This is a genomic window from Alcaligenes faecalis, from assembly GCF_005311025.1.
GTDB classification, from domain to species: domain Bacteria; phylum Pseudomonadota; class Gammaproteobacteria; order Burkholderiales; family Burkholderiaceae_B; genus Alcaligenes; species Alcaligenes phenolicus.
The window spans coordinates 3,784,590-3,810,406 of record NZ_CP031747.1 but is presented as its reverse complement, the minus strand read 5'-3'; the positions used below and the strand labels follow the sequence as shown (position 1 = coordinate 3,810,406).

Genomic DNA, 25,817 nt, shown 5'->3' with positions numbered 1-25,817 from the left:
AACCCATTAGCATAGACGTCATTGGGGCTACGGAGGCGGGATGGCTGGCTTTGTTGCCCTTTGTTGTGCTTGGAAACGTCTGCCAGCTAGCCTGGAAAATATCAGTTTACTGTGAGGGTGCTAACGATTCCAAGTGTTGGTTTAACTGGGCTAATCGTTCGGGGGTACCGACATCCATCCAGAAACCTTCATGCAGACTGCCCAGCACCTGCCGGCGCTCGATGGCGGCATGCAGCAGGGGGGCGGCTTTGGCAGGCTGATCTTTGGGCAGATGGGCAAAGAGTTCGGGTTTGTAGACCCCTATGCCGCTCAAGGTGGCGCTGCGGGCACCCGCAAGGGTTTTGGCACATAGGTGCAATTGTCCTTCTTGCATGCCAAAGTCGCCTTCGGGGTGGTGGGGCGGGTTGGGGGTCAGGATCAACCAGGCCTGCTCCGGGCCAGCTTGCAAACGTTCGGCCATGGCAAAGGCTTGGGCAGGGTCCCAGTCGGACCAGATATCGCCATTCATTAACAGGAAAGGCTGGCCCTGGAAAAAATCCATTGCCTTGGCAATGCCACCGGCAGTTTCCAGGGCAGATGATTCAGGCGAGTAGCTCAGGCGCAGGCCCCATTGGCTGCCATCACCCAGAGTGGATTCAATCTGCTCGCCCAGCCAGGCGTGGTTGATGATGACTTCTTGAAAGCCGGCTTTGGCCAGCGCGCGCAAGTGCCAGACGATGAGAGGCCGACCACCTGCTGGAATCAGGGGTTTGGGGCAGGTGTCGGTCAAGGGGCGCATGCGCTCACCTCGACCGGCCGCCAGAATCATGGCGCGCATCAGACCGTCATGCCCAAAACAGTTTGGCGACCTTCCAGGCGGTTCAGCAGGCGCAGCAAACCGTTAAAACACTCGTAGCGGCTGGCCACCTGATGTACATAGCCCAGCAGGCGGGGCATATGGTCCAGATAATGATGTTTGCCGTCACGCAGAGAGAGGCGGGCAAACACACCCAGAATGCGCAGATTGCGTTGCAGGCCCATCCATTCGTATTGCTGGTGGAACACGGCAAAGTCGGCAGGCACATCCAGGCCGGCTTCCATGGCGGCTTGCCAGTAGCGAATTGCCCAGTCCAGTTGCTGCTCTTCCGTCCAGGTAACACGCGCGTCCATCACCAGGGAGGCAATGTCATAGGTGATGGGGCCAGCCAGGGCGTCCTGGTAGTCGATAACACCGGGCTCGCTTTGGCCGGGCAGGGGCATCATCAAATTAGGGCTGTGGAAATCCCGGTGCACGAGTACAGTAGCGCTTTGCACATTGGCCTGAACCAGCTCGGCAAAGGTTTTGCGCAACATCTCCTGATCTTTTTCGCTCAGTTCGAACTGGCGATGTTTTTGGATGTACCACTCGGGGAACACCTGCAGCTCTTCCAGCAAACGCTGTTCGTTGTAGGGAGGCAAGCCCGTGGTGTCGGCTTGTTGCAATTTCACCAAGGTCAACAGCGTACTGCGGTACAGTTTGTCCAGCTCGCTTTGCGGCATGGGGTTTTTCAGCGCGGTCTGAAAATTGTCCTGACCCAGATCGCTGAGCAGCAAAAAGCCTTGTTCAGTGTCTGCTGCCAGGATTTCGGGCACGTGGATGCCCGTCGGTGCCAGCAGTTCGGTAACGTGCACAAAGGGCTTGCAGTCTTCCGTGGCCGGAGGCGCATCCATCAAAACGACGGTTCGATCCTGGGCTTGCAGGCGAAAGTAACGGCGAAAGCTGGCGTCGCTGGAGGCCGTTTGCAGGCTGTCCAGATCCAGTCCAAACCGGGACTTCAGGGTGTTCAGCCAGGTAATTGCTTGCTGCAAACGAGGGTCGGTAGCGGCAGAAATAGAAGCAGACATAAATAAAGGGAAGCAGAAGATCGTAACGGATTAGTGTTTAGCAGTGCCGCTAAACGGCAGGCTTAACTATAATACCGGGTCGCCAGGGTTTTTCGTCTCTGGTGGAACAAATGCAGGACATAAATGCAGGACACAACTGGAGGCGCAGTCTTAGTGCGAGTTGCGGCGTGGTATATCGTGTTGATGATGACAGGCATGGGGGTCGCCCAGGCTCAGTCGTCCGTGCGTCCGTCTTTAAAGACGTCCCCCGGTTTGCAAGTGCGCAAGCTCCAGGAAGAGGATATGGCCGTCTATCTGATAGGCGACCAGATGAAAACACTGGAAGATGGCACCTTGCGTCTGGAAGGTGGTGCTCAGGTCCGGCGCATTGATTCTGTCGTCAAAGGCGACCGGATCGACTATCAGGAAAAAACCGGCCAGGTGGAAGTACGTGGCAACGGCCTGATCATGCGTGATGGGGCTCTGGTGCGCAGCCCGGAGTTTGATTACAACCTGGACGCGGATACAGGGCGCATGTCGTCCCCGGAGTTCTGGCTGGGAGCCACCGGCGGTAGCGGTACCGCGACGCAGGCTGATATTCTCAGTTCCAACCATATGCGGCTATCCGATGTGAATTACTCGGGTTGTCCATGTCCTGAACCTGCCTGGTATATCCAGTCGCCCAAGGTTGATCTGTATTCCAAGGAAAACGAAGGGGTGGCGCGTAATGGCGTCTTGTACTTCAAGGGTATGCCCCTGTTGTATTCCCCTTACCTGACCTTTCCGCTCCGTAAAGAGCGCAAGTCCGGTTTCCTTTTGCCTACTTACGGCATGACGACGCGGGGTGGTGTAGACCTGAGCGTGCCGTATTACCTGAATCTGGCCCCTAATTACGACGCCACCCTGACGCCCCGCTTCATGGCTAAACGCGGCGCCATGTTGGGGGGGGAATTCCGTTATCTGGGTGACAGCTTCTCCGGAGAGTTGACCGGTAACTATCTGCCTGATGACAAGGAGCTGGGTTATAAACGCTGGCTGTTCATGGGGCAGTATCGTCAGAGCCTGCCTGCCAGTTTCTATTTGAATGCGGATATCCGCCGTGTCTCGGATGATGATTATTTCCGTGACTTCAGCAGCTTTGGATTGAACGATTCCACCATTCAGGATCTGGCCAGTACGGTGACTCTGGGTTGGGGCGGTTCCAAGTATTTCCGCTCTCACGTCAGTGCGACGCGCTATCAGACCCTGCAGGATTCTTCTACTGGATATCGTCAGCCACAGTACGACAAATTGCCTGAGTGGTATTTGGGTGCATCCCGTTATAACTGGGGTGGCTTTGATGTAGTCAGCGATAACTATGCAACCCGTTTCCGTTTGCCTTTCTACAGTGGCAATCTAAGCGAATTTGACGGTATGCGCAGTACCCGTCTGGCTCCAGATGGTACGCGTTTCTCGTCCTATACAACGGTGGCTTATCCTGTCATTCGCCCAGGTTGGTACATCACGCCCAAAGCAGGCTTGCACATGAGCCAATACCAGACAGACTGGTATGTGGGTGATCCTAGCCCTTATATGGCCAAGTACGCTGGGCGTTCCCGCACTCAGAGCCGTGTCTTGCCCATCCTGTCCGTGGATACGGGCATGACCTTCGAGCGTGACACCACCTTGTTTGGCAACGACTCCATTCAAACCCTGGAGCCGCGTGTTTACTATCTGTACGTGCCTTATCGCGACCAATCCTCGCTGCCCTTGTACGACACCAGTCTGGCCAGCTTCAACTTTGCCCAGGCTTTCAGCGAAAATATCTTCTCCGGTGGTTGGGACCGTATTTCCAATGCAAACCAGGTCACCGTGGGTCTGACGTCCCGCTGGCTGGATGCCGACACGGGCTTCGAGCGTCTGGTTCTGCAGGCCGCTCAGCGCTTGTATTTTGATAAGCAAACCGTAACACTGGGCGATGAAAAAGCGCGTACCAGCACCCGCTCAGACTATCTGGTCGGTGCCAGTGCGGCTTTGACCAATACGTTCTCGGTCAACTTCGATGCGCAGTTCAATCCAGACGAGAAGCGTCGTAACCGTCTGGCCTCCGGCATTCGTTGGCGTCCTAAACGCCTGGCAACACTGGGTGTGAACTATCGTTATGAGCGTGATCCCCGTCAGGTCGTTGACCCCAACTTCACGCCGACTGACGAAGATCATCGTGGTAAGGAATACGTCTCCATGACGGGCCAATGGCCTTTGAGCAACAAGGTGTACGCTGTGGGACGTTACGATTATTCCATCCAGGAAAGCCGTGGCACGCAAACGGTGCTGGGGCTGGAGTATAAAGGCGACTGTTGTTGGGCGGCTCGTGTGGTGATGCAACGCTATGCGGTTTCGGCCAGGGAAACCAATAAGGCCCTGTTCTTCCAGCTGGAGCTATCCGGTTTGGGCGGAATTGGCAACGACCCTATCAAAATGCTGCGTGACCGTGTGATTGGCTATGAACCCGTCACCAATCCCGTACAGGAAAAAATGATTCATGAGAGGTATGAATAATATGCGTTTCAGCTTGAAAAACCGTACCCTGTCATTGGCTTTGATGGCCGTCATGGGGCTGGGCACGGCTCAAATGGCTCAGGCGCAGTCCAAGCCCGCTGCAGCCAAGGCGGCACCCGCTGCTTCCTCCCAATTTGTGGATGGCATTGCTGCCGTGGTCAATGACGAGGTGATTACCCTGCGTCAGGTTGATCTGGAAGCCGCACAGGTGCTGGAACAGTTAAAGCAGCAGAAAATTCCTGCTCCTGATCATGACATCTTGCGCAAACAGGTTTTGCAACGGTTGATCAATGAGCGCCTGGAGCAGCAGGAAGCTCGCGCCATGGGGATTTCAGTCGGTCCACAGCAAGTGGATGAAGGTGTGCGCATGATTGCTTCGCGCAACAATATGACCGAGGCCCAGTTGCGAGCCGAGATTGAAAAGAATGGCATTAGCTGGGAGCAGTACCGTGCCAATCTGAAGCAGGAAATCCTGCTGGATCAGTTGCGCATGCGTGCGGTCGACAGCAGCATCAATATTACGGACGCCGACATTGATATTTACCTGCGCTCTCAAGGTGGCGCAGGTTTGGGCAATTTGGGGCAATCGGCGGCACAGGCGCAAAATGCACCTGTCAGTCTGGCGCAGATCCTGGTGCGAGTGCCTGAAGGCGCGAACTCCAGCGAAGAAGCGCGTTTGCGGACCAAAGCAGAAGGCCTGCTGGCCCAGGTTCGTTCCGGCGCAGACTTTGCCGGTTTGGCTGCTTCCAACTCGGATGGTCAAGAGGCCCTGAGCGGTGGTGCGTTGGGAACTCGTTCCTTGTCCGACTGGCCTGACTTATTTGCACAAGCTGTCCATAACCTGGCCCCCGGCCAGGTTTCCGACCTGATTCGCAGTGGTCAAGGCTTCCATATTCTGAAGGTGCTGGAGCGTGGCGGTGCTGCGCCAAGCAATACTTCGCCTGTCGCCAGTGCGGCATCGGCGCAGTCCGGTCCCATGATGGTGACCCAGACTCATGCTCGCCATATTCTGGTCAAGCTGTCCAAGGTTATGACTTCCGAGCAGGCTCGTCAGCGCATTGAGCAACTGCAAGTGCGTTTGCGCAATGGCGAGTCCTTCCAGGATCTGGCCAAGCGTTACTCGGAAGACAGCAGCGCACCACAAGGTGGTGATTTGGGTTGGCTCTCGCCTGGCGAGACTGTGCCTCCGTTTGAGCAAGCCATGGACAAGCTGCAACCCGGCAACGATACCGCCGTGGTGGAGTCCCAGTTTGGCTGGCACCTGATCCAGGTGATCGAGCGCCGTACCCGCAATATGGAAGGCGAGTACAAGCGCATGCAGGCCCGTCAGGCTCTGTTCCAGCAGCGTGCCGAGCCTGCCTTTGAAGATTGGCTGAACAGCCTGCGCGGCCGCGCTTACATTGATAACCGTTTGGACCCCGAGTCCAGCACCCGCCGTCGCTAAGGATAAGTATGGCCCAGCATCAGGCGCGCAAGCGCTTTGGACAGAACTTTCTGGAAGATGAGGCCATCATCGACCAGATCATCCGTGCGATTGGCCCTCGGCCTGTCGATAATATGGTGGAAATTGGTCCGGGCCTCTCGGCCCTGACCCGACCGCTGACGCAGGCGCTGGAGCGTTTGCGTGTGGTCGAGATTGACCGTGATCTGGCAGCCCGTCTGCGTAATCACTATTCGCCCAGCAAGCTGGAAATTATTGAGGCCGATGCCTTGAGCGTGGACTTCGGTGCTTTAGGCCCGAATCTGCGTATTGTGGGTAATCTGCCGTACAACATCTCCAGCCCCTTGCTCTTTCATTTGCTGGACTATGCCGATGCCGTGGTGGATCAGCACTTCATGCTGCAACGCGAAGTGATTGATCGCATGGTCGCCAAGCCCGGCTCTTCAGACTACAGCCGCCTGTCGGTGATGTTGCAGTCGCGCTATCGCATGGTGAAGTTGTTTGAAGTGCCGCCCGAGGCATTCAACCCACCACCGCGTGTTGTGTCGGCAGTCGTGCGTATGGTGCCCCTGGCGGCAGATCGTCCCCAGGCGCGTGACGCGCGTGTGTTCAGCCAGGTTGTGGCGCGGGCCTTCTCGCAAAAACGCAAGATGTTGCGCGGTGGTCTGGGTGACTGGACGGCTCATATCGACTGGGAGGCGCTGGAAATTGCACCTACCAGCCGACCGGCTGATTTGTCCCTGGAACAGTACATTGCCCTGGCCGATCACCTGATGGATAAGGGCGTTATTCAAGCCGTCTGATAGACAAAACCCCGTAAAGAAAAACACCCCAAAATTGGATATCGATTCCGTTTTGGGGTGTTTTTTATGGTGGGTCGTGTAAGGCTACTCGTCCTTGGAATGATCTGTTATGCCAGCTTGAGTCTGCTGGGGAAAAAGGTCTTGCCCCCACGCTGAGTCCTGGGCTCCTAGCCAAAGAACCAATAACAAACTGCAATCGAGGCCAGCACGCCTGCCAGATCAGCAATCAAGGCGCATGAAACCGCGTGGCGGGCACGTTGGATGCCGACCGCACCAAAGTAAACCGCCAGCACATAGAAAGTTGTCTCTGTGCTGCCCTGCACGGTCGCACCCAGCAGGGCCGGGAAGCTGTCCACGCCGTGATGCTGCATGGTTTCAATCAACAGGGCACGAGCGGCACCGGCTGAAAAGGGTTTGACCAGAGCGGTAGGCAAGGCATCAATAAAACGCGTATCCAGTCCGGTCAGGTTCACCAGCCAGCGGATTACGTCCAGCACGATATCCAGAGCACCAGAGCTGCGTAGCACGCCCACAGCGCACAGCATGGCAACCAGATAGGGCAACAGATCCCTGGCAACACTAAAGCCTTCTTTCGCGCCTTCTACAAAGGCTTCATACAGAGGAATCTTGCGCCGCCAGCCCATCAGCAGGAAAAGCCAGATGATGGACAGCAAGGTCAGGTTGCCCATCAGAGAGGACAGCGACTGGATGGCTGCTGCACTGAGCGTAGCCAGCAAGGCCATGAAAGAGCCCAGGATCAGCGCAAACACCCCGAACCACAGCATCAGAACGGGATCAAATAAACGCAGGCGCTGAACCAGGGCAACACTGAGCAAGCCCGCCAGGGAGGAGGCGGTGGTGGCCAGCAGAATGGGCAGAAACACCATCGTAGGATCGGGCGCACCTTGTTGAGCCCGGTACATGAAGATGCTGATGGGTATCAGCGTCAGAGACGAGGCATTCAGCACCAGAAACAGGATCTGGGCGTTGGTGGCCGTGTCCGGATGCGGGTTCAGCGTTTGCAGGGACTTCATGGCTCGCAAGCCGATGGGCGTGGCGGCATTGTCCAGACCCAGGCCATTGGCCGCGAAGTTCAGCGTGATCAGCCCCAGAGCAGGGTGACCGGCAGGCACACCCGGCATCAAGCGGCTAAATAGTGGGCCCAGCCAGCGAGCCAGGATATCGATCAGCCCGGCCTTCTCGGCAATTTTCAAGAAACCCAACCACAGGGTGAGCGTGCCAAAAAGTAGCAGCATCAGTTGCACGGACAGGGCGGCCATATCGAACAGGCTGCGCACCATCTGCGCAAAAATTTCGCTATTTCCCCCGACCAGCCACTGGTAAAACCCGCTGACGGCGGCAATCAGGAAGAAAAACAGCCAAAGAGTATTGAGCATAGTGTTGGCAGAAAACAGGGCAGGGAAAAGCCAAGCTAGATTGTCGCAGAATACAGGCGGGTTTTAGCGGCTACGGTATGTAAGGGTAGCGGCACAAATAGTCGCAAAATATGATTCAGGCACCTTTGTGCCAAGTTGAATAATTAGGGGTGCATAAAAAAAACCGGCCAATTAAGGCCGGTTCTGTTTGCTTTAATCCACGCGTCCTTTGGCCTGGATCAGTTCAATCTTGTAGCCGTCCGGATCTTCTACAAAAGCAATCACGGTGGTGCCGTGCTTCATCGGGCCTGCTTCGCGTACGACTTTGCCACCACGAGCCTTGATGTCCTCACAGGCTTTGTAGGCATCAGGCACTTCCAGTGCAATGTGGCCATAGCCGTCGCCCAGATCGTAGGAGGGGGTGTCCCAGTTGTGGGTCAGCTCCAATACGGCGGCTTCGGACTCGTCCTGATAGCCAACAAAAGCCAGGGTGAAGCGGCCGTCCGGGTAGTCGGACTGGCGCAGCAATTTCATGCCCAGCACTTCGGTGTAAAAGGCCAGAGAACGGTCCAGATTGCCGACACGCAGCATGGTGTGCAGGATACGCATAAGGTAGAGCTCCTAGAGTTCAACCTGCCTTAAAGCAGGGGCAGGGTGCCTGGATCATATTGTCGTAACTGATTGCGCGCATTGACAAAATCAGGGTAGAGCGTTTCGACCAAGGCCCAGAAACGTGGGCCGTGATTCATCTCTTGCAGATGCGCGACCTCGTGAGCGACGACGTAATCAATGATGGATGGGTGAAAGTGTATCAGGCGCCAGTTCAGCATAATCGTGCCGTCACTGTTGCAGGAGCCCCAGCGTTTGGCAGGGGCCGCCAGCCGCAATTTGCTGGCACTCAAGCCCGACAGGTTCAAATAATGTTGCAGCCGCTGCTCAAACCACTGTTTGGCTTGTTTTTGCAGCCAGGCCTGAGTCAGTTCCTGAACACGTTGTGGTTCGGCATCGACGGGCAGGGGGAGTGACAGGCGTTGACCTCCTTGAACCTGACCGGCTCGTCCGTCGAAATGTACCTGCTGAATCTGCGGGTTCAGGCTAAGGCGGATGGGCTCACCCATAAAGGGCAGGGTGTCGCCATCGACCCATTGCAGGCTTTGCAAGGCCAGTTGTTCACGACGCTGCTGGTATTCGCGCAGCTTGCGCAGTATCCAGGCGCTTTTGCTGTGCAGCACCTGCTCGGCCTGACTGATCTTGACCCAGGAGGGCAGGGCAACGGTCAGGCCACTGTCGTTGATGGTCAGGCCCAGGGTACGGCGGCGGGAGCGTTTGAGCTGATAGCCAATGGTGTGGCCATCCAGCTGCACCTGCTGCCATTGCACGCCTTCCGGCAAGCTTTCGGGCCGGACAGTCAGGGCACTTTTGGGGGGCAGAGCAGAACCGGCGGGCGGCTTTTCTTGCCGCTGCGCCGGGTGGGGAAAGGCCGTGTCAGGAAACAGAGCCAGTTGTGGGGGGACCGTCATAGCGTTCCGGATTCAAGACGCGCATTTCGGTTTCAATCCATGTCTGTACGCGTTGGTTTACTTCTTCAGGGGTCAGCCCGGCAGGATCAATGGGAGGACCAAAAGAGATAGTAACCAAGCCCGGCGTCTTGATAAAGGCATTGCGACGCCAGCATTCGCCCGCATTATGCGCCACGGGAATAATGGGCGTGCCAGTACGGCTGGCCAGCAAGGCGCCACCCATCTTGTAGCGGCCGGTAGAGCCTGGGGCGGTACGGGTGCCTTCGGGAAACAACAAGGGCCAGCGGCCTTCGTCAATGCGCTGCTGCCCGATCTTGATCACCTGTTCAAAGGCATCCCGGCCTTTGGCACGATCAATAGGAATCATGCGCAGCAAAGCCAGCCCCCAGCCAAAGAAAGGGACTTTGTGCAGTTCACGCTTGTACACAAAGCACACCTGACGCGGCATGTAAGAAGGAAAGAACAGCGTTTCCCAGGCCGACTGGTGCTTGGACAGGATGATGGCCTTGCCATCGGGCAGGTTTTCCCAGCCCTTGGTTTGCCAGCGTATGCCCAGGATCGTGCGCGCACCCCAGACAGCCAGACGTGGCCAGCCAGTGGTAAAGCGGTAGCGTATATCCAGGGGCAGTGGCGCAATAATCAGGCAGGCAAAGGCGTAGGGGATAACGGTAATCAACAAAAAGAGTTGATAGAGTGAAGCGCGGATAATGCCCATATCAGTTTCCGTGGAGCCATTTGTCGACAACAGCGGCCAGATCGGCCTCGACGCGCGTGCCTTCGGGCAAGCCGCCTTTCTCTAGGGTACGCATGCCTTTGCCGGTCTGGACCAGCCAGGGGGCACAACCGGCTTGGCTGGCCGCTTGCAGATCGCGCAAGGAATCGCCCACCGAGGGTACGGCTTGCAGGTTCACTTCATAGCGATGTGCAATGTCGCGAAACATGCCGGGGGCCGGTTTGCGACAGGTGCAGCCATCATCCGGGCCGTGCGGGCAAATAAAGATGGCGTCGATAAAGCCACCCAGCAAGGCCAGTTCACGGCGCATCTTGGCATGGATGGCATTGAGCGTGGTCATGGAAAACAAACCACGCGCCAGACCGGACTGGTTGGTGGCAATGACCACCTTCCAGCCGTTTTCGGTCAGGCGGGCCAAGGCCTCCAGGCTGCCTGGAATGGCCTCCCACTCTTGTGGGCTTTTGATAAAGGCATCGCTGTCATGGTTGATGACACCGTCCCGATCAATGATGGCAAGTTTCACTAGTTAGCCAGCCTGGAAAGATCCGCAACCTGGTTCATCAGTGCATGCAGCTTGGCCAGCAAGGCCAGGCGATTGGCACGGACGGCAGGGTCTTCGGCCATGACCATGACGTCCTGGAAGAAGTTGTCCACGGCACCACGGGCCTGGGCCAGCGTGGCCAGGGAAGCATCAAATTCACCGGCTTCAAACTGGGCCTGGGCAACGGGCTGCAATTCCTGAATCTTGGTAGCCAGCTCACGCTCGGCGGGCTCGACCAGCAGTTGGTCGTCCAGTGTTGCCAGTTCGCCTTCGGCTTTCTTGAGCAGATTGCTGACGCGCTTGTTGGCGGCAGCCAGGCTCTCGGCTTCAGGGCGTTGGGCAAAAGAGGCGCAAGCCTGAATGCGGGCGTGAACCTGTTCCAGCGGTGGGTGCAGGGCCAGCACGGCATCGACCACGCTGCGCTCGTAATCGTTGCTGAGCTGATTGCGGTAACGCTCGTAGATGAAGGTCTGAACCGCATCGACCGTGTCATCGGCCAGAACCCCGTCCTTGAAGAAGGAAGCGGTGGTGTTCAGCAGCGTATCCAGATTCAGGCTATTGGCCTTCAATTGGGCACCGGCTTGCAGTTGTTCGTAGGCGCTGATCAGGCCCAGCGCCGCACGGCGCAGGGCGTAGGGGTCGCGTTCGCCAGTTGGAGCCAGACCAATGCCCCAGATACCGACCAGAACTTCGGCACGCTCGGCCAGGAACAGAATGGCTTGGGTCAGGCTGGCTTCTGTGACAGGCTGGTCCAGACGGTGACGGTATTGCTCGCGAATAGCCAGCACGATGTCCTCGGGCTCGCCATCGCCTTGGGCGTAGTAAGCGCCCATCACGCCTTGCAGCTCGGGGAATTCGCCCACCATATTGGAGTTCAAGTCCGCCTTGGCCAGCAAAGCGGCACGACGGGCGTGCTCTTCATTCGCGCCCAGTTGCTTGGCAATGTAGCCAGCCACGGATTGCAGGCGCTCGATGCGGTCCAGCTGCGAACCCAGCTTGTTGTGGTACACGCTGCCGGCCAGCGTAGGAACACGCTCGGCCAGAGTTTGCTTGCGATCGGTTTCAAAGAAGAACTGAGCGTCCGCCAGACGGGGGCGCACCACACGCTCGTTACCTTCGATGATGTTGCTGGGATCATCCACCTTCATATTGCTGACGATCAGGAAGCGATTGGTCAGCTTTTGTGTGGCGGGGTCAAACAGCGGGAAATACTTTTGATTCAGACGCATGGTCAGAATCAGACATTCGGATGGCACTTGCAGGAACTGCTCGTCAAACTGGCCCACGTACACGGTGGGGTATTCGACCAGAGCGGTGACTTCGTTCAGCAGGGCTTCCACTTCGGGATCGTTGCCCAAGGTGGAGTTCAGGCGTTTGGCTTCAGCTTCCAGGTCGGTGCGAATCTGCTCGCGACGAACTTCGAAGGAAGGAACTACCCAGCCTTGCTCCTGGACTTGTGCGGCCCAGCTGTCGGCATCACGGATGTCGAAGGGGGCATCGCACATGAAGCGGTGACCGTGTGTCTGGCGACCGGCTTGCAGGCCCAGGGCGCTGACGGGAACGATGTCCGACCCCCACAGGGCGACCAGGCCGTGAGCAGGGCGTACAAAGCGCACGCTGCTGACACCATCGGCCAACTGATAGCGCATCACTTTAGGGATGGGCAGGTGCGTAATGGACCATTCCAGAGCTTCTTGCAGCCCGTCTTTCAGGGCGGCGCCAGTGGCAATGCCGCTGGCGTACAGGTAATCCTGCTTGCCATCGGATTCGCGCAGCAGGTCGCTGGCCTTCAGATGCTCCAGGCCTTTGGCAGCCAGGCGCTTGGCTAGTGCCGGAGCGATCTCACCATTGGCATCCAGGCCAATATGGGCGGGCATCAGCTTTTCGGTATAAGGCTGGTCTTCGGCTTGCTGGTACGCAGCGCTGAACCAGGCCGCCAGACGGCGAGGCGTAGCATAGGCGCGCACTTCACAGTTCGGGGCCAGCAGGGCTTGCTCGCCCAATACTTTTTGCAGACCTTCGCTAAAGGCTTGCCCCAGCTGTTGCAGCGCTTTGGGGGGGAGTTCTTCGGTGAACAGTTCAATCAGCAAAGGCTGTGTCGTGGAGGCATTCATTACTTGGCCTCCGAGGATTTGTTGCTCAGCATGGGGAAACCTAGGCGTTCGCGGGAGTCGTAGTAAGCCTGTGCGACAGCGCGGGACAGATTGCGGATACGGCCAATATAGGCAGCGCGCTCGGTCACACTGATGGCGCCGCGGGCATCCAGCATATTGAAGGTGTGGGCAGCTTTCAGCGTTTGCTCGTAAGCGGGCAGGGCCAGCGGCACGTCAATGATGCGCTTGGCTTCGGCTTCGTAGTCGTTGAAGTGTGCAAACAGCACATCGGTGCTGGCGTGCTCGAAGTTGTAGGTGGATTGCTCCACTTCGTTCTGGTGGAACACGTCGCGGTAGTAAATGCGCTGGCCGTTGTGACCTTCGGTCCAGACCAGATCGTAGACGCTTTCCACACCTTGCAAGTACATGGCCAGACGCTCCAGACCGTAGGTGATCTCGCCCGTGGTTGGCGTGCAGTCCAGACCGCCTACTTGCTGGAAGTAGGTGAACTGGGTGACTTCCATACCATTGAGCCAGACTTCCCAGCCCAGACCCCAGGCGCCCAGTGTCGGGTTTTCCCAGTCGTCTTCAACAAAACGGATGTCGTGCGCTTTGGGGTTGATGCCCAAGGCTTCCAGCGAGCCGGTATACAAGTCCAGAATGTTTTCAGGTGCGGGCTTGAGCACGACCTGAAACTGGTAGTAGTGTTGCAGGCGGTTGGGGTTGTCCCCGTAACGCCCGTCTTTGGGGCGGCGCGAAGGCTGCACATAGGCAGCGCGCCACGGTTCAGGGCCGATGGCCCGCAAAAAGGTTGCCGTATGAGAGGTTCCGGCACCGACTTCCATATCGTAGGGCTGAAGCAGAGCGCATCCGTGCTTGTCCCAGTATTGCTGGAGCGTAAGTATGATTTGCTGAAAGGTGAGCATGAGCAATGGCCAGTAAAGCGAGAATCTGCAAAATTTTTCTATTTTAGCGTGAACTGCGCCCTTGCAGCAGAAAAGCGCCCGCAATGGGCTATTTTGGCCGTCCGGGCCATGGGCAAGGCCGCTGTGTACCGGGCGGTCAAGTTGTTTTTAGACGTATCATATGCGTTTGTCCAAATACTGCTTATTTGCTGACCTGATCTTGAAACAGAATCTCGGGCGGCAGTCTAAAGGAGGCTAGGTCCATGAGTGAACTTGTCACGCTTGAACGTATCGGCAAGGTGTTGTTGATTACTTTGAACCGTCCCGAGGCACGCAATGCCATCAACCTGGAAACCGCGCAGGCGCTGGCCCAGGCTCTGGATGAGTTCGATGCCGACCCCAGCATTGCCGTAGGCGTGCTGACAGGGGCCAACAATACCTTCTGCGCCGGTATGGATTTGAAAGCCTTTGCCAAGACTGGCCAGCGCCCTTATGTAGGCGACCGCGGCTTTGCCGGTATTTGCGAGCGTCCACCTGCCAAACCTCTGATTGCTGCTGTGGAAGGCTACTGCCTGGCCGGTGGTTTTGAAATTGCCCTGTCCTGCGATTTGATTGTGGCGGCCAATAGCGCCAACTTTGGCCTGCCTGAAGTGAAACGCGGCATTGTCCCCGGATCGGGCGGCATGGTGCGCTTGCCTAGCCGTATTCCTTACCACATGGCCATGGAAATGGTGCTGACCGGTGGTATGTACCCTGCAGCCCGCATGGCCGAACTGGGTCTGGTCAGCCGTCTGGCCGAACCCGGCAAAACTACCGAGCAGGCGCTGGCACTGGCCGAGCAGATCGCCGCCAACGGTCCTTTGGCCGTGCAAACCGCCAAGAGCATCATTTCCCAGTCGCGCGACTGGCGTCAGTCGGATCTGTTCGATCTGCAGCGTCCCCGTATCGCCGGCATTTTTACCTCTGCAGACGCCAAGGAAGGCGCGACGGCTTTTGCCGAGAAGCGCGAACCTGTCTGGCAGGGCAAATAGTTTTCCCTTGTTCATCCCGTTTTTTATATAGACGCCACCATGACCACGATCAAAGAAGACGATCTGATTCAGTCCATCGCTGATGCGGTGCAGTTCATCAGTTACTACCATCCCACCGACTATCTGGAACATCTGGCCCGCGCTTATGAGCGCGAACAGAACCCGGCGGCCAAAGATGCCATCGCCCAGATCCTGACCAACTCGCGCATGTGTGCCGAGGGCCATCGCCCCATCTGTCAGGACACCGGGGTGGTGAACGTATTCCTGAAAGTGGGCATGGGTGTGCGCTTTGATACCAAGCGCTCCTTGCAGGAGCTCTGTGACGAGGGGGTGCGTCGCGGTTATCTGAATCCGGATAATCCACTGCGTGCCTCCATCCTGAACGACCCCTTGTTCACCCGTAAAAACACGCGCGATAACACACCCTGTATTGTGAATGTGGAACTGGTCGCTGGGGATCAGGTTCACATTCAAGTGGCCGCCAAGGGCGGTGGTTCGGAAAACAAGAGCAAGTTCGTGATGCTCAACCCCAGCGATTCTCTGGTGGATTGGGTGCTCAAAACCGTTCCTACGATGGGCGCTGGCTGGTGTCCTCCGGGCATGCTGGGTATTGGCGTGGGCGGTACGGCTGAAAAAGCCATGCTGATGGCCAAGGAAGCCCTGATGGAAGATATCGATATGTACGAGCTGCTGCAACGCGGCCCGCAAAGCAAGCTGGAAGAGCTGCGTATCGAACTGTATGAGAAGGTCAATGCTCTGGGTATTGGCGCTCAAGGGCTGGGCGGTTTGACGACCGTGCTGGACGTGAAGATCAATACCTTCCCGACTCATGCCGCTTCCAAGCCTGTGGCCATGATTCCCAACTGTGCGGCAACCCGTCACGTGCATTTCTCGCTGGACGGCAATGGCCCAGCCGAGCTGGCACCTCCACCACTGTCGGCCTGGCCTGACATTCACTGGGCGCCGGACTACAACAAGTCCCGCCAGGTGAACCTGGACGAGCTGACTCCTGAAGAAGTGGCTTCCTGGACGCCAGGTCAGACCTTGCTGCTGTCGGGCAAGATGTTGACTGGCCGTGACGCCGCTCACAAGCGTATTCAGGACATGCTGGAAAAAGGCGAGTCCCTGCCTGTGGACTTCACCAACCGCGTGATTTACTACGTGGGCCCGGTTGATCCTGTGCGCGACGAGGCCGTTGGTCCAGCAGGCCCGACCACCGCCACTCGCATGGACAAGTTCACCGAGATGATGCTGGCCAAAACTGGCCTGATCTCCATGATCGGCAAGGCCGAGCGTGGCCCAACCGCGATTGAAGCGATTCGTGCTCACAAATCGGCTTACCTGATGGCTGTGGGCGGTTCCGCGTACCTGGTTTCCAAGGCCATTCGCAATGCGAAAGTGGTGGCTTTTGAGGACCTGGGTATGGAAGCCATTTACGAGTTCGAAGTTCAGGACATGCCCGTGACCGTGGCTGTGGACTCGCAAGGCGTATCCGTGCATAACACCGGTCCTGCCGAGTGGCGCAAGCGTATCGCAGAGATCTCGTTGGTCGCTGTGTAAGACGTCAAACGGGAAGCTTGGGCTTCCCGGCGCTATCGATACAAAACCCGCCTGAGTGTTTCTGGTCTGCTTGTAATAGCAGCGTCAGCACAACATTCAATGCGGGTTTTTTTATGTCTGTCGTTTGTATGAGCTTTGCTTGGCTGCCTGAATGTTCGGGTTTTAGGAGAGGTTCATTACCGCTATAGATGCCAGGGCCGTATATTTCTGGTGGCTCAAGAGGTCGCGTAAAAAAGAATTCGATCTGTTGATCTGCCTGCCGTTAGAAGCAGATGATCCCAGACCCGCTCTTTGCCTGGGTACTGGCTTTTTCAGCATCGCCCGTTTAGGACTTGATCAGCAAGCCGCGCAGTAATAAATCCAGTGCAGCCAGCCCTTTTACCAAGCGGGCATCCCCATCCTCTCCCTGCGCAATCCAGAAGGCGGCTTCGGCCAGACTGCCGTAAATCAGGGAAGCCAGGGCGTGGGGATCTGCCTGTTCAATCCGACCTTGATCCATCAGTGCCTGAATCAAGCCTTCCATGGAACCCACGCAATACTGATGCGATTCGGGTGATGCGCCCCCCAGCACGGCCTTGGCATCGCACAAGACAATGCGCTGCATTTCCGGTTCCAGCGCCATTTCCAGATAGGCATGGCAGCGGCGTACAAACCCGTCCCATGCGTCCTCGGCATTGTTGGAAATAGCCTGCAGGCGCTCGTCCATTTCCGCATCGATCTGGTCGACCACCGCCGCCAGCAAACCCTTTTTGTCACCGAAATGATGGTAGAGCGCACCACGTGTCAGGCCCGCTTGCGCTGTCAACTCGTCCATGGATGTGTCGGCATAGCCACGTTCCGCAAAGAACGTGCGAGCGGTGGCGAGCAGGGTGGCGCGGGTTTCTTCCATCTCGGCGCGGGTACGGCGTGCCATAGTTTCTCCTTACATACGAGCTGAATGTATATTTACATGCGCAGCGTATGTATATATCATTTTAAACATACGCCCTGTATGTATTGTCGACGCATCACCGTGTCGTGGCAAGCGGGCGCTCACGGAGAATGTAATGGCTCAGCCTTATCGAGAACTTTTTGCCGCGCCTGGCACACGGGGATTCGCCCTGGCCGGGCTGCTGGCCCGGATTCCGCTGCCCATGATAGGGATAGGAATCATCACCATGCTGTCGCAACTGCGGGGCAGCTATGCCTTGGCGGGGGCGGTGTCCGCCTCCTTTGTATTGAGCTATGCGCTGCTATCGCCACAAGTGTCCCGTTGGGTGGACCGGCGTGGGCAAAGCCGTGTTCTGCCGCTAGCAACAGCCATTAGTGTTCTGGGCCTGCTGCTCTTGTTGGGGGCGACCTGGTGGCAAGCGCCTGATTGGATCTTGTTTGCAGGCGCGGTGCTGGCCGGTTTCATGCCCAGCATGTCGGCCATGGTACGTGCCCGCTGGACGGCGATTTACCGTGGTCAGGATCGGTTGCAAACGGCTTATTCGCTGGAAACCGTGCTGGATGAAGTCACCTTTATTGCCGGGCCGCCTGTGTCGGTGGGTTTGGCAGTCCTGGTGTTTCCGCAAGCCGGTGTGCTGGCTGCTGCGCTATTGCTGATTGCCGGTGTGTCGGCTCTGTTGTTGCAAAAGGGGACTGAGCCGCCGATCCAAGCACAGGAGCAGGGCAGCCGCCCTTCGGTCCTGCGTCTGAATAGTGTGCGTTTGCTGGCATTGCTGATGGTCGCCATGGGTGTGATTGTGGGCACCGTGGATATTGTCAGCGTGGCCTTTGCCCAGCAAATGGGGCAGCCGGGGGCGGCCAGCCTGGTGCTGTCGGCTTACGCCCTGGGTTCTTGCGCAGCAGGTCTGGTGTTTGGTGGTTTGAAGCTGAACATCCCTTTGCATCGCCTGCTGCTGTTGGGCGGTTTGGCTACCGCCGCCACGACCTTGCCTTTATTACTGGTGGCCAGCGTGGCACAGCTGGCAGGGGCGGTTTTGCTGGCTGGTCTGTTTTTCGCCCCCACCATGATTGTGGCCATGTCGCTGGTCGAGCGTGTGGTGCCGGAGCAGCAATTAACCGAGGGCATGACCTGGCTGCTGGCTGGTCTGAATATTGGTGTGGCTATGGGGGCTGCCGCTTCGGGGCGGATGGTGGATCAGGGCGGAGCCAGCTCCGGCTTTATGGTTGCGCTCTATGCCGCTGCCCTGATCGTCTTGCTTGCCTTGTGCAGCTATCAAAGTTTGCGCGCACCCGTAGTAGCCCGCTCCTGCGCTGTTTAGCCTTCTTTTTTTGAGCATGTAGCGATGAATACCTCTTCTCTATCCATGACCGGGCAGCCCAGCAAGCGGCAGTCCTGGCTGGCCGTTATCGCCGTTGGCCTAGCCACTTTTTCTGTGGTCACGACGGAAATGCTGCCCGTAGGTTTACTGACTCCCATTGCAGACAGTTTGCAGACTTCCACGGGGACGGCTGCTTTGCTGATTTCCTTGCCTGCCTTGTTGGCAGCCCTGTTTGCGCCTCTGGTGGTGCTGGCCTCTGGTGGCGTGGACAGACGCCGCATTCTGTGCGGTTTGCTGGCCTTGCTGGTGATGGCCAATATAGCCTCCGCCCTGGCTCCCAGCATCGCCTGGATGCTTGCCGCCCGTGTTCTGGTTGGTTTTTGTATGGGAGGCATCTGGGCCATTGCAGGTGGCTTGGCATCCCGTCTGGTTCCGGCTCAGTCTGTAGGTTTGGCAACCTCGATCATCTTCGGTGGGGTTGCCGCCGCTTCTGTGTTGGGCGTGCCATTGGGCGCATTGATGGGTGAACTGGCTGGATGGCGCTGGGCGTTTGGCGGCATGGCGCTGCTGAGCGCTTTGGTGTTGATCTTCCATCTGGCCGTGATTCCGCCCCTGTCCGTGTCGCGCTCGACCACATGGCGTCAGTTCGCTGAGCAGTTTGGCAATCGGCAGTTATGGTTTGGTTTGCTCTTGACCCTGATTCTGGTCGCGGGGCATTTCAGCGCATTTACCTTTGTGCGTCCGCTTTTGCTGGCTGTTTCCGGCATAGGTGCTCAATGGATAGGAGCCTTGTTGTTTGCTTATGGAGTGGCCGGGATTGTGGGCAATTTCCTGATCGGGATGTCGGCGGCCAAACGCACTGAAGCCAGCTTGATGACCATAGCGTTGGGTCTAAGCATCACTGCTTTGCTTTTCTTGACAGTGGGTAGATCACCGCTGAGTGGAGGTGCGATTTTGCTGCTTTGGGGCCTGGCGTATGGCGGGGTGTCGGTAGGGCTGATGAGCTGGATGATGAAGGCCGCTGCCAATGCTGTTGAGGTGGCTACGGCGTTGTACGTGGCTGTGTTCAATATCGGCATAGCGCTTGGCTCCTGGCTGGGCGGGCAGACTGTGGATGCCTACGGTTTAAGCGCGAATCTGGGGTTGGCTGGAGCCGGATCGTTTGTTGTGTTTTTGCTGCTTTTCGGAACAATTTTGCATCAAAAAAAATGAGCAGAAAAAACGGGCCCGGACTGATTTTTCCGGGTTTGCCAGGGCGCAAGCGCGGGTTATTGCTTATTGGAGTCTTGGAGGAGCGCTGCGACGATGTCTGTCAGAACTCCTTGAAATATTCTGTACATCGTTATGTTGTACGGTATAGGGATGCTTTCTGGCTGACCTCCCTTATGGGCACACAACGTCGGTATGGGTGGTCTTAATTAAGGGCCTTGTATGACGCAACTTCAGCGCTCCATCACTATTCCGCAGCTCAACCCCACAATCTGGAACACTCTTGAGCTCGTGCGCTTACGCCAAACCCCCTGGCACAAGAAACAAGCAGTTTTTGAACAATTACAGTCGCTGGGATTAGTCCAAGCCATCCCGCAAACGACGCAGACTCCTTCCCCTTTCCCCGCTCCCCTGATAGCCATGTTGACCGAAGAAGGGCGGCAATTGCTGGAAGCTCGATCCAATCATCAAGAGGCCTTGATCAAGCTTTTGGACGCGTGATCCTTTAGCTTGAGCTAGTTTGGCTGGCTTGTCCTTTGCCGGACAGGCCAGGCCGCTTGCCCTCTTTGAACGTTTTCTGGATAAGTGACGCCTTGAGCGAAAACTGTATAATACTGTTTTTATATACAGTATTTCGATCATGGAGCTATCGCGCAAACTCGAAATTCTGGCCGACGCGGCAAAGTACGATGCCTCTTGCGCCAGCAGTGCCGCGCCCAAACGGGATTCCCGTGGGCGTACGGGTCTTGGGGCCAGTACGGGGGCCGGCATCTGTCATAGCTTTACGCCTGACGGGCGCTGCGTATCGCTGCTCAAAATACTGCTGACCAATTTTTGTCAGTATGACTGCCTGTATTGCGTGAACCGGCGCTCCAGCAACGTGCCACGCGCGCGTTTTCGGCCTGCCGAAGTGGTTGATCTGACGCTGGATTTTTATCGGCGTAACTATATAGATGGTCTGTTTCTGAGCTCGGGCATCATACGAAGTTCGGACTACACCATGGAGAGCCTGGTCGAGGTGGCGCGCTCCTTGCGCGAAGATCACCATTTTCGCGGCTATATCCACCTTAAAACCATTCCTGATGCTGATCCCCAACTGATTACGTTGGCTGGTCTTTATGCAGACCGCCTCAGCGTCAACATCGAGCTTCCTACAGACGCTGGCCTGAGTCGTCTTGCGCCCGAGAAAAGTGGGCATACGATCAAGCGCGCCATGGGCGTCATTCGTCTGTCCCAGGAACAGGCTCAGGAGGAGAAGCGGCCTAAAGTGCCTGCCGGGCAAAGTACACAAATGATTGTCGGTGCGGATGCAGCGGATGACCGCAATATCTTGCAAACGGCGCAGACCTTGTACGGAGCCTACAAGCTCAAGCGGGTGTATTACTCGGCATTCAGCCCCATCCCGGACAGTTCGTCGGCGCTGCCAGCCCAGCCGCCGCCGCTCTTGCGGGAGCATCGTCTATATCAGGCCGATTTCCTGCTGCGTAGCTACGGTTTCCGGGCCGAGGAGCTGTTTCAGGATAAGGGCGATTTACCCTTGGATATTGATCCCAAGCTGTCTTGGGCCTTGTCCAATCGAGCGGTTTTTCCGGTAGATCTGAATCGGGCGCCCGAGCGTCTGATTGCGCGTGTTCCGGGTATAGGCATACGCAATGCCAAGCGCCTGGTCGAGCTTCGTCAGATGCGGGCGATCCGATATCAGGACTTGATTCGCTTGCGGTGTTCCATCAAGACATTGCAGCCGTTTGTAGTGGTCCAGGATTACCGTCCCGGCCTTGCTGAGGCTGCGTCAGACAAGCTGCGACGCATGCTCTCGAGCAATCCGCAGCAACTGAGCTTGCTATGAATCCTCCTTGTGTGACGACCTTGCTTCTTTCTGGCAGCAGGAGCCAACAGTCATGATGACTCTGATGGTGAACGGCGGTTATCTGGCCTGGCGCGAGCAGGCATTACGCGCTTTGGCCGAGGGCTGGTCGCCGGAGGAGCTTTGTTGGGCAGAAGCAAGCCCGGATTTAGGGCGGCAAGGGCAGCAAATCGGGTTGGAGTATGAAGCGTCCCATGCGCCGCTTCCCTCTCCTGTTTCCTTGCAAGAGCCCCAGGCGCAGCAGCCCGTTTCCAGTGTGTCTGTGCGTATTTCCAAAGGGCTGGCTGCCTTGCTGCAGGATGCGGCCCTGTGTCGTGCGCCGGCGCGTTGGGCTTTACTTTACCGTGTCCTGTGGCGCTGGCATCAGGGTGATCGCAGTGTGGAGTCTGTAGCAGACGAAGATGGTGCCCGTTTGTACGAGATGGCCAAAGCGGTGCGTAAGGAAAAACACGACATGATGGCTTATGTACGGTTCCGCCATTGTGGCAAGGGCATGCAGCCCGAGTACTGGGCCTGGTTTGAACCCGAGCACGATGTGCTGGAGTGGATTGCAGACTATTTCTCCAAACGCATGGGGGGCACGTCGTGGTGTATCGCGACGCCGCAAGGGCTTGCACTGTGGGATGGTCGGAATCTGCAGCTGCAGGATGCCCCCGACAATATAGAGGCGTTACGGGCTGGCCCGGCCGATGATCAGGTGGAGGCCTTGTGGTTGCGCTATTACCAAAGCATTTTCAATCCCGCGCGGCTGAATGAAACCGCTTTGCAGCAGAGCATGCCAGTGCGATTCTGGAAAGGCCTGCCCGAAGCCAGCTTGATTCCCGCCATGATTAGCGAGGCCCGTAATGGCGCCCGGCGAGTGGGGCAGTTTAGTGCGGTAGCCCGGATGCCGGGCAAGTCAGTCGCGGTGGAGGCCCACAGCGCACAGCCTCACCGCAGTGAACCGTCTGTACTGGAAGCCTGTCGTCGCTGCGGCCTATGGGAGCACGCTACGCAAGCCGTGCCGGGAGAAGGCCCGGCAACAGCGCGCATGATGTTGCTGGGCGAGCAACCCGGTGATTACGAGGATTTGGCAGGGCGTGTCTTTGTCGGTCCTGCAGGGCGGGTTCTGGATCAGGCTTTGCAGCGTGCCGGTATTGAACGCAATGCGCTGTATCTGAGCAATGCCGTCAAGCATTTCAAATGGAAAGGGCGAGGCAAGCAGCGTTTGCATGTCAGCCCCTCTCAAGCCGAAGTGCAGGCATGTGGGCACTGGTTGCAGGAAGAACTGGCGCGCCTTGAACCTGCTGTCATCGTTACTTTTGGGGTGACGGCCTTATCTGCTTTGCTGGGAACCCAAGTGCCGCTTGCTCAGTATTTGGCCAAGCCGTTTCTTTTAGGGCAGACGTGGGTAATTGCAGCTTGGCATCCTTCGTATGCGCTGCGTGTGGACTCTGCGGCCCGCCGCGAGGAAATTGTCAGCAGTATTACCCAGGTCTTGCAAATGGGATGGCGGCTGGCGACAGGCTCCGCTACGGACGAGGGCCTGGCCGCGGGTATCAACTCAGCCGCTTGATTTCCTGATCTTGCACGTTGACCAGTAACTCCCTGATGTGGCCTTGAGCCAGTTCAAGTTCAGGAGCCAGATCAGCCAGCGGTACCAGCACAAAAGCACGTTCATGCATGCGGGGGTGGGGGACGATCAGCCGCTCCGTGTTGATCTGCTCTTGCCCGTAAAGCAGCAAGTCCAGATCCAGAGTACGGGGTGCATTACGGTACAGGCGCGTGCGGCCGTGCTCTTGCTCGATGTGTTGCAGACGGTCCAGCAAGGTCTCGGGAGCCAGGGTGCAGGTGAAGCGAACGACTGTATTGACGTAATCCGGGCCACTGGAATCGACGGGAGCCGTGCTGTAGAAATGGGCCAGCGTCAGATCCTGGATGCCAGCAGTAGCGGCCAGTTCAGCCGCTGCTGTTTCCAGAGTTTGTCGTGCTTCGCCCAGATTCGCGCCCATGGCGACGAAAACGGTGGTGCTGCCTGGAATCACGATTCGCTTCCACCCGTTGCGTTGCTGCGCTTGGCGTTGGAGCGACGGCGGCGGGTACGGCGCTGGCCGCTGCGCGAGCCGGTAGCGGCGGTGCCAGCAGGTTTGCGCACGGCAATCATATTGCTGCGTTCTTCGTCACCGGCATCGGCCAGATCCATCCACCACTGTGCCTGCACGCTATCCACCTCTTTGGCTTCGGCGCGTAGTTGTAAAAAATCCACAGCGGCACGGAAACGAGGTTGTTCCGTCATGCGCCAGATAGCGCGATTGGCGATGCGCTCAAAACGGGGCTGCATGAACCAGATTTCGCGCATATCCGACTGGAAGCGCTTTTGAATCGGCATGATGCGGCTTTGTTTTTCCAGGATCAGGTCGGCGGCTTCCAGCAAGGCTTGCTGGGGATGCATGTCCTGGGCACTGCGTCGTTCCCATTCTTGCTTGACCAGCTTCCAGAGCAGGCAGGCATAGATAAAGCTGGGGCTGACCGATTTGCCAGCACGAACGCGGGTGTCGGTGCGGGCCAGGGCCATATCCAGGAATTCAGAGCCACCGGGCAGGCGTTGAACCGGCTCGACCATAGGCAAGAGCTTGCTGTGCAGACCCAGCGCCTGCAGGCGCTGGATGCAGTCCATGGCGTGGCCGCAGTTCAGCAGCTTGAGTGTTTCGTCAGCCAGACGGGACTCGGGTACGTTCTCGATCAGACGCGACAAGGAACGAATGGGCGCATCCGTTGCCGGTTCGATGGTGGCATCCAGCTTGGAGGCAAAGCGCACGGCACGCAGCATGCGCACCGGGTCTTCGCGATAGCGGGTTTCCGCATCACCAATAATGCGTACCTGGCGGTCTTTCAGATCGGCTACCCCGTTGTGGTAGTCGATGACGGTTTCAGTCAGGGGATCGTAGTACAGCGCGTTCAGTGTGAAGTCGCGGCGTGCGGCATCGTCTTCGATGGTGCCGTACTCGTTGTCGCGCAGGATGCGGCCATGTTCGTCCGTTTGCTTGCCGCTATCATCGGCCCGGAAGGTCGAGGTTTCGATGATTTCCTGGCCAAACACCACGTGAACCAGGCGGAAGCGGCGGCCAATGATGCGGGCACGACGGAACAGGGGGCGGATTTGCTCGGGTGTGGCGTTGGTTGCCACGTCAAAGTCCTTGGGCTCCAGGCCCACCAGCAAATCGCGCACTGCGCCGCCCACGACATAGGCTTGATAGCCTTCGTGGTTCAGGACCTCGCACACTTTGATGGCATGACGCGAGACCAGACGCCGGTCTATGCCATGTTCTTCTCGTGTGTAGCGGCGCGGCCCTTTGGGACGCGCGCTTTTGGCTGGTTTGAGCAGCCGGTCGACAAATGTTTTTATTGTTCGCTTGAGCATGCGTCTGATTTTACGATTTGCTGTCCATCATGTCAGCGAACAAATCGATGACGACCCAATTGCGTTCGGTGGCCACGGCACGCAGCTTGTCGCTGGGGTTGGTTGCCACGGGGTCGGTCACCACTTCCATCAGGGGCAGATCGTTGGGCGAATCGCTGTAAAACCAGCTGCGCTCGAAGTCGGCCAAAGTTTTGCCCATGGTTTGCAGCCACTGTTCTACACGGGTGATCTTGCCAGCCTGAAAGCTGGGCACGCCGCTGATCTTGCCGGTGTAGCGGCCGTCTTTCATTTCGGGGGTGGTGGCGATCAGGTGGTCTACGCCCAATGCCGCAGCAATGGGGCGTGTCACAAATTCGTTGGTAGCGGTCACGATCGCCACCAGATGGCCCTGGTCCTGATGCTGGGCCAACAGTTCGCGTGCAGCGGGGCTGATCGAGGGCAGGATCACGGCCTGCATGAATTCGTCCTGCCAGGCCAGCAACTCTTCCTGGCTGGCATTGGTGAGCAGGCCCAACATGAATTCGGCCGATTCCTCGGCCGTCAGCAATCCCTGGTTATAGCGTTCCATCAGGTCTTCATTCAGACGAATGGCTTCAGCGGGGTCACCGACGCGGCCGGTACGGGCCAGGAAGTCAGCCCACTGGTAATCGCTATCTAAAGGAAGCAGAGTGTGGTCCAGATCAAACAGGGCAATAAAAGAAGAAGCAGTCAT

At 57.5% G+C, this 25,817-nt stretch carries 24 protein-coding genes; 11 read left to right on the top strand and 13 right to left on the bottom strand.

Going from position 1 to position 25,817, the window contains the following annotated elements:
• Positions 1–106: 106 nt before the first annotated feature.
• Both murU and D0C27_RS17485 read right to left on the bottom strand, forming a co-directional pair.
• Positions 107–817, bottom strand: coding sequence for an N-acetylmuramate alpha-1-phosphate uridylyltransferase MurU (gene murU / locus D0C27_RS17490; RefSeq protein ID WP_137431392.1), 711 nt, complete (start codon positions 815–817; stop codon positions 107–109).
• Positions 817–1,863, bottom strand: a complete 1,047-nt coding sequence (locus D0C27_RS17485) for an aminoglycoside phosphotransferase family protein (protein ID WP_083054100.1) — start codon at positions 1,861–1,863, stop codon at positions 817–819. Before D0C27_RS17485 ends, murU begins: the two co-directional genes overlap by 1 nt.
• 123 nt (positions 1,864–1,986) lie before the next feature.
• On the opposite strand from D0C27_RS17485, the gene D0C27_RS17480 reads away from it, so the two are divergent.
• The 3 genes from D0C27_RS17480 to rsmA are packed head-to-tail and all read left to right on the top strand — an operon-like array spanning position 1,987 to position 6,624.
• Positions 1,987–4,380 (top strand): LPS-assembly protein LptD, encoded by a 2,394-nt coding sequence (locus D0C27_RS17480; RefSeq protein WP_238441690.1) that lies wholly within the window; start codon positions 1,987–1,989, stop codon positions 4,378–4,380.
• Positions 4,373–5,824 carry a peptidylprolyl isomerase gene (locus D0C27_RS17475; protein WP_083054099.1) on the top strand — a complete coding sequence of 484 codons (1,452 nt, stop codon included), beginning with the start codon at positions 4,373–4,375 and terminating at the stop codon, positions 5,822–5,824. The genes D0C27_RS17480 and D0C27_RS17475 overlap by 8 nt, the downstream gene beginning before the upstream one ends.
• A gap of 8 nt (positions 5,825–5,832) precedes the next feature.
• Positions 5,833–6,624, top strand: a complete 792-nt coding sequence (rsmA, locus tag D0C27_RS17470; protein WP_137431391.1) for a 16S rRNA (adenine(1518)-N(6)/adenine(1519)-N(6))-dimethyltransferase RsmA — start codon at positions 5,833–5,835, stop codon at positions 6,622–6,624.
• Positions 6,625–6,791: 167 nt separating this feature from the next.
• Here the strand turns inward: rsmA and D0C27_RS17465 are convergent, their stop codons facing one another.
• The 7 genes from D0C27_RS17465 to glyQ form a co-directional block, all read right to left on the bottom strand.
• Positions 6,792–8,021, bottom strand: a complete 1,230-nt coding sequence (locus tag D0C27_RS17465; RefSeq protein ID WP_083054098.1) for a nucleoside recognition domain-containing protein — start codon at positions 8,019–8,021, stop codon at positions 6,792–6,794.
• A 192-nt stretch (positions 8,022–8,213) separates the two neighbouring features.
• Entirely contained in the window at positions 8,214–8,609 is a 396-nt protein-coding gene (gene gloA, locus D0C27_RS17460; protein ID WP_035271035.1) for a lactoylglutathione lyase, read from the bottom strand.
• Positions 8,610–8,638: 29 nt separating this feature from the next.
• Complete coding sequence (locus D0C27_RS17455; RefSeq protein ID WP_060185621.1) at positions 8,639–9,520, bottom strand: M48 family metallopeptidase; 882 nt, start codon at positions 9,518–9,520, stop codon at positions 8,639–8,641.
• On the bottom strand, positions 9,486–10,235 hold the full coding sequence (locus tag D0C27_RS17450; protein ID WP_009454973.1) for a lysophospholipid acyltransferase family protein: 750 nt from the start codon (positions 10,233–10,235) through the stop codon (positions 9,486–9,488). The genes D0C27_RS17455 and D0C27_RS17450 overlap by 35 nt, the downstream gene beginning before the upstream one ends.
• Before the next feature lies 1 nt (position 10,236).
• Complete coding sequence (gene gmhB, locus D0C27_RS17445) at positions 10,237–10,776, bottom strand: D-glycero-beta-D-manno-heptose 1,7-bisphosphate 7-phosphatase (RefSeq protein WP_026485199.1); 540 nt, start codon at positions 10,774–10,776, stop codon at positions 10,237–10,239.
• Positions 10,776–12,908 carry a glycine--tRNA ligase subunit beta gene (gene glyS / locus D0C27_RS17440; protein WP_137431390.1) on the bottom strand — a complete coding sequence of 711 codons (2,133 nt, stop codon included), beginning with the start codon at positions 12,906–12,908 and terminating at the stop codon, positions 10,776–10,778. Before glyS ends, gmhB begins: the two co-directional genes overlap by 1 nt.
• Positions 12,908–13,813, bottom strand: coding sequence for a glycine--tRNA ligase subunit alpha (glyQ, locus tag D0C27_RS17435; RefSeq protein WP_137431389.1), 906 nt, complete (start codon positions 13,811–13,813; stop codon positions 12,908–12,910). Before glyQ ends, glyS begins: the two co-directional genes overlap by 1 nt.
• Between glyQ and D0C27_RS19330 the strand changes: the two genes are divergently transcribed.
• The 3 genes from D0C27_RS19330 to D0C27_RS17425 are packed head-to-tail and all read left to right on the top strand — an operon-like array spanning position 13,760 to position 16,383.
• On the top strand, positions 13,760–14,005 hold the full coding sequence (locus D0C27_RS19330) for a hypothetical protein (protein WP_162473396.1): 246 nt from the start codon (positions 13,760–13,762) through the stop codon (positions 14,003–14,005). The genes glyQ and D0C27_RS19330 overlap by 54 nt on opposite strands.
• Positions 14,006–14,055: 50 nt before the next feature.
• On the top strand, positions 14,056–14,823 hold the full coding sequence (locus D0C27_RS17430) for a crotonase/enoyl-CoA hydratase family protein (protein WP_115634197.1): 768 nt from the start codon (positions 14,056–14,058) through the stop codon (positions 14,821–14,823).
• Between the two features lie 39 nt (positions 14,824–14,862).
• The gene (locus tag D0C27_RS17425; protein ID WP_022983469.1) at positions 14,863–16,383 is read left to right on the top strand and encodes a fumarate hydratase; all 1,521 of its coding nucleotides are present in this window, start codon (positions 14,863–14,865) and stop codon (positions 16,381–16,383) included.
• A gap of 325 nt (positions 16,384–16,708) precedes the next feature.
• Here the strand turns inward: D0C27_RS17425 and D0C27_RS17420 are convergent, their stop codons facing one another.
• A complete protein-coding gene (locus tag D0C27_RS17420) occupies positions 16,709–17,296 on the bottom strand; it encodes a TetR/AcrR family transcriptional regulator (RefSeq protein WP_035271028.1) in 588 nt (195 codons plus the stop codon).
• A gap of 133 nt (positions 17,297–17,429) precedes the next feature.
• On the opposite strand from D0C27_RS17420, the gene D0C27_RS17415 reads away from it, so the two are divergent.
• From D0C27_RS17415 to D0C27_RS17395, 5 genes are all read left to right on the top strand, one after another.
• Positions 17,430–18,632, top strand: coding sequence for an MFS transporter (locus D0C27_RS17415; RefSeq protein WP_137431388.1), 1,203 nt, complete (start codon positions 17,430–17,432; stop codon positions 18,630–18,632).
• Positions 18,633–18,656: 24 nt separating this feature from the next.
• Positions 18,657–19,844, top strand: coding sequence for an MFS transporter (locus D0C27_RS17410; RefSeq protein ID WP_137431387.1), 1,188 nt, complete (start codon positions 18,657–18,659; stop codon positions 19,842–19,844).
• A 219-nt stretch (positions 19,845–20,063) separates the two neighbouring features.
• Positions 20,064–20,342 carry a hypothetical protein gene (locus D0C27_RS17405; protein WP_022983473.1) on the top strand — a complete coding sequence of 93 codons (279 nt, stop codon included), beginning with the start codon at positions 20,064–20,066 and terminating at the stop codon, positions 20,340–20,342.
• Between the two features lie 139 nt (positions 20,343–20,481).
• Positions 20,482–21,687, top strand: coding sequence for a putative DNA modification/repair radical SAM protein (locus tag D0C27_RS17400; protein ID WP_009461276.1), 1,206 nt, complete (start codon positions 20,482–20,484; stop codon positions 21,685–21,687).
• Positions 21,688–21,739: 52 nt separating this feature from the next.
• The gene (locus D0C27_RS17395) at positions 21,740–23,260 is read left to right on the top strand and encodes a UdgX family uracil-DNA binding protein (RefSeq protein ID WP_137431386.1); all 1,521 of its coding nucleotides are present in this window, start codon (positions 21,740–21,742) and stop codon (positions 23,258–23,260) included.
• On the opposite strand, the gene folK is transcribed toward D0C27_RS17395, so the two are convergent.
• From folK to D0C27_RS17380, 3 genes are read right to left on the bottom strand one after another with little or no spacing between them, the layout of a single operon-like run.
• Complete coding sequence (folK, locus tag D0C27_RS17390; RefSeq protein WP_035271452.1) at positions 23,244–23,696, bottom strand: 2-amino-4-hydroxy-6-hydroxymethyldihydropteridine diphosphokinase; 453 nt, start codon at positions 23,694–23,696, stop codon at positions 23,244–23,246. The two genes, D0C27_RS17395 and folK, sit on opposite strands and share 17 nt — an antisense overlap.
• A 29-nt stretch (positions 23,697–23,725) precedes the next feature.
• Positions 23,726–25,105 (bottom strand): polynucleotide adenylyltransferase PcnB, encoded by a 1,380-nt coding sequence (gene pcnB / locus D0C27_RS17385; RefSeq protein ID WP_009461279.1) that lies wholly within the window; start codon positions 25,103–25,105, stop codon positions 23,726–23,728.
• A 10-nt stretch (positions 25,106–25,115) separates the two neighbouring features.
• A complete protein-coding gene (locus D0C27_RS17380; protein WP_009461280.1) occupies positions 25,116–25,817 on the bottom strand; it encodes an HAD family hydrolase in 702 nt (233 codons plus the stop codon).

Excerpts from the sequence above, each read along its gene's own strand:
- gloA (WP_035271035.1), bottom strand. The coding sequence starts at position 8,609 with ATGCGTATCCTGCACACCATGCTGCGTGTCGGCAATCTGGACCGTTCT.
- D0C27_RS17415 (WP_137431388.1), top strand. The coding sequence starts at position 17,430 with ATGGCTCAGCCTTATCGAGAACTTTTTGCCGCGCCTGGCACACGGGGA.
- folK (WP_035271452.1), bottom strand. The coding sequence starts at position 23,696 with ATGGGCGCGAATCTGGGCGAAGCACGACAAACTCTGGAAACAGCAGCG.
- D0C27_RS17475 (WP_083054099.1), top strand. The coding sequence starts at position 4,373 with ATGAATAATATGCGTTTCAGCTTGAAAAACCGTACCCTGTCATTGGCT.
- D0C27_RS17480 (WP_238441690.1), top strand. The coding sequence starts at position 1,987 with ATGCAGGACACAACTGGAGGCGCAGTCTTAGTGCGAGTTGCGGCGTGG.
- glyQ (WP_137431389.1), bottom strand. The coding sequence starts at position 13,813 with ATGCTCACCTTTCAGCAAATCATACTTACGCTCCAGCAATACTGGGAC.
- D0C27_RS17485 (WP_083054100.1), bottom strand. The coding sequence starts at position 1,863 with ATGTCTGCTTCTATTTCTGCCGCTACCGACCCTCGTTTGCAGCAAGCA.
- D0C27_RS17420 (WP_035271028.1), bottom strand. The coding sequence starts at position 17,296 with ATGGCACGCCGTACCCGCGCCGAGATGGAAGAAACCCGCGCCACCCTG.
- murU (WP_137431392.1), bottom strand. The coding sequence starts at position 817 with ATGCGCGCCATGATTCTGGCGGCCGGTCGAGGTGAGCGCATGCGCCCC.
- pcnB (WP_009461279.1), bottom strand. The coding sequence starts at position 25,105 with ATGCTCAAGCGAACAATAAAAACATTTGTCGACCGGCTGCTCAAACCA.
- D0C27_RS17395 (WP_137431386.1), top strand. The coding sequence starts at position 21,740 with ATGATGACTCTGATGGTGAACGGCGGTTATCTGGCCTGGCGCGAGCAG.
- D0C27_RS17430 (WP_115634197.1), top strand. The coding sequence starts at position 14,056 with ATGAGTGAACTTGTCACGCTTGAACGTATCGGCAAGGTGTTGTTGATT.
- D0C27_RS17450 (WP_009454973.1), bottom strand. The coding sequence starts at position 10,235 with ATGGGCATTATCCGCGCTTCACTCTATCAACTCTTTTTGTTGATTACC.
- glyS (WP_137431390.1), bottom strand. The coding sequence starts at position 12,908 with ATGAATGCCTCCACGACACAGCCTTTGCTGATTGAACTGTTCACCGAA.
- D0C27_RS17425 (WP_022983469.1), top strand. The coding sequence starts at position 14,863 with ATGACCACGATCAAAGAAGACGATCTGATTCAGTCCATCGCTGATGCG.
- D0C27_RS17465 (WP_083054098.1), bottom strand. The coding sequence starts at position 8,021 with ATGCTCAATACTCTTTGGCTGTTTTTCTTCCTGATTGCCGCCGTCAGC.
- D0C27_RS17455 (WP_060185621.1), bottom strand. The coding sequence starts at position 9,520 with ATGACGGTCCCCCCACAACTGGCTCTGTTTCCTGACACGGCCTTTCCC.
- D0C27_RS17410 (WP_137431387.1), top strand. The coding sequence starts at position 18,657 with ATGAATACCTCTTCTCTATCCATGACCGGGCAGCCCAGCAAGCGGCAG.
- D0C27_RS17405 (WP_022983473.1), top strand. The coding sequence starts at position 20,064 with ATGACGCAACTTCAGCGCTCCATCACTATTCCGCAGCTCAACCCCACA.
- rsmA (WP_137431391.1), top strand. The coding sequence starts at position 5,833 with ATGGCCCAGCATCAGGCGCGCAAGCGCTTTGGACAGAACTTTCTGGAA.
- D0C27_RS17380 (WP_009461280.1), bottom strand. The coding sequence starts at position 25,817 with ATGACTGCTTCTTCTTTTATTGCCCTGTTTGATCTGGACCACACTCTG.
- D0C27_RS17400 (WP_009461276.1), top strand. The coding sequence starts at position 20,482 with ATGGAGCTATCGCGCAAACTCGAAATTCTGGCCGACGCGGCAAAGTAC.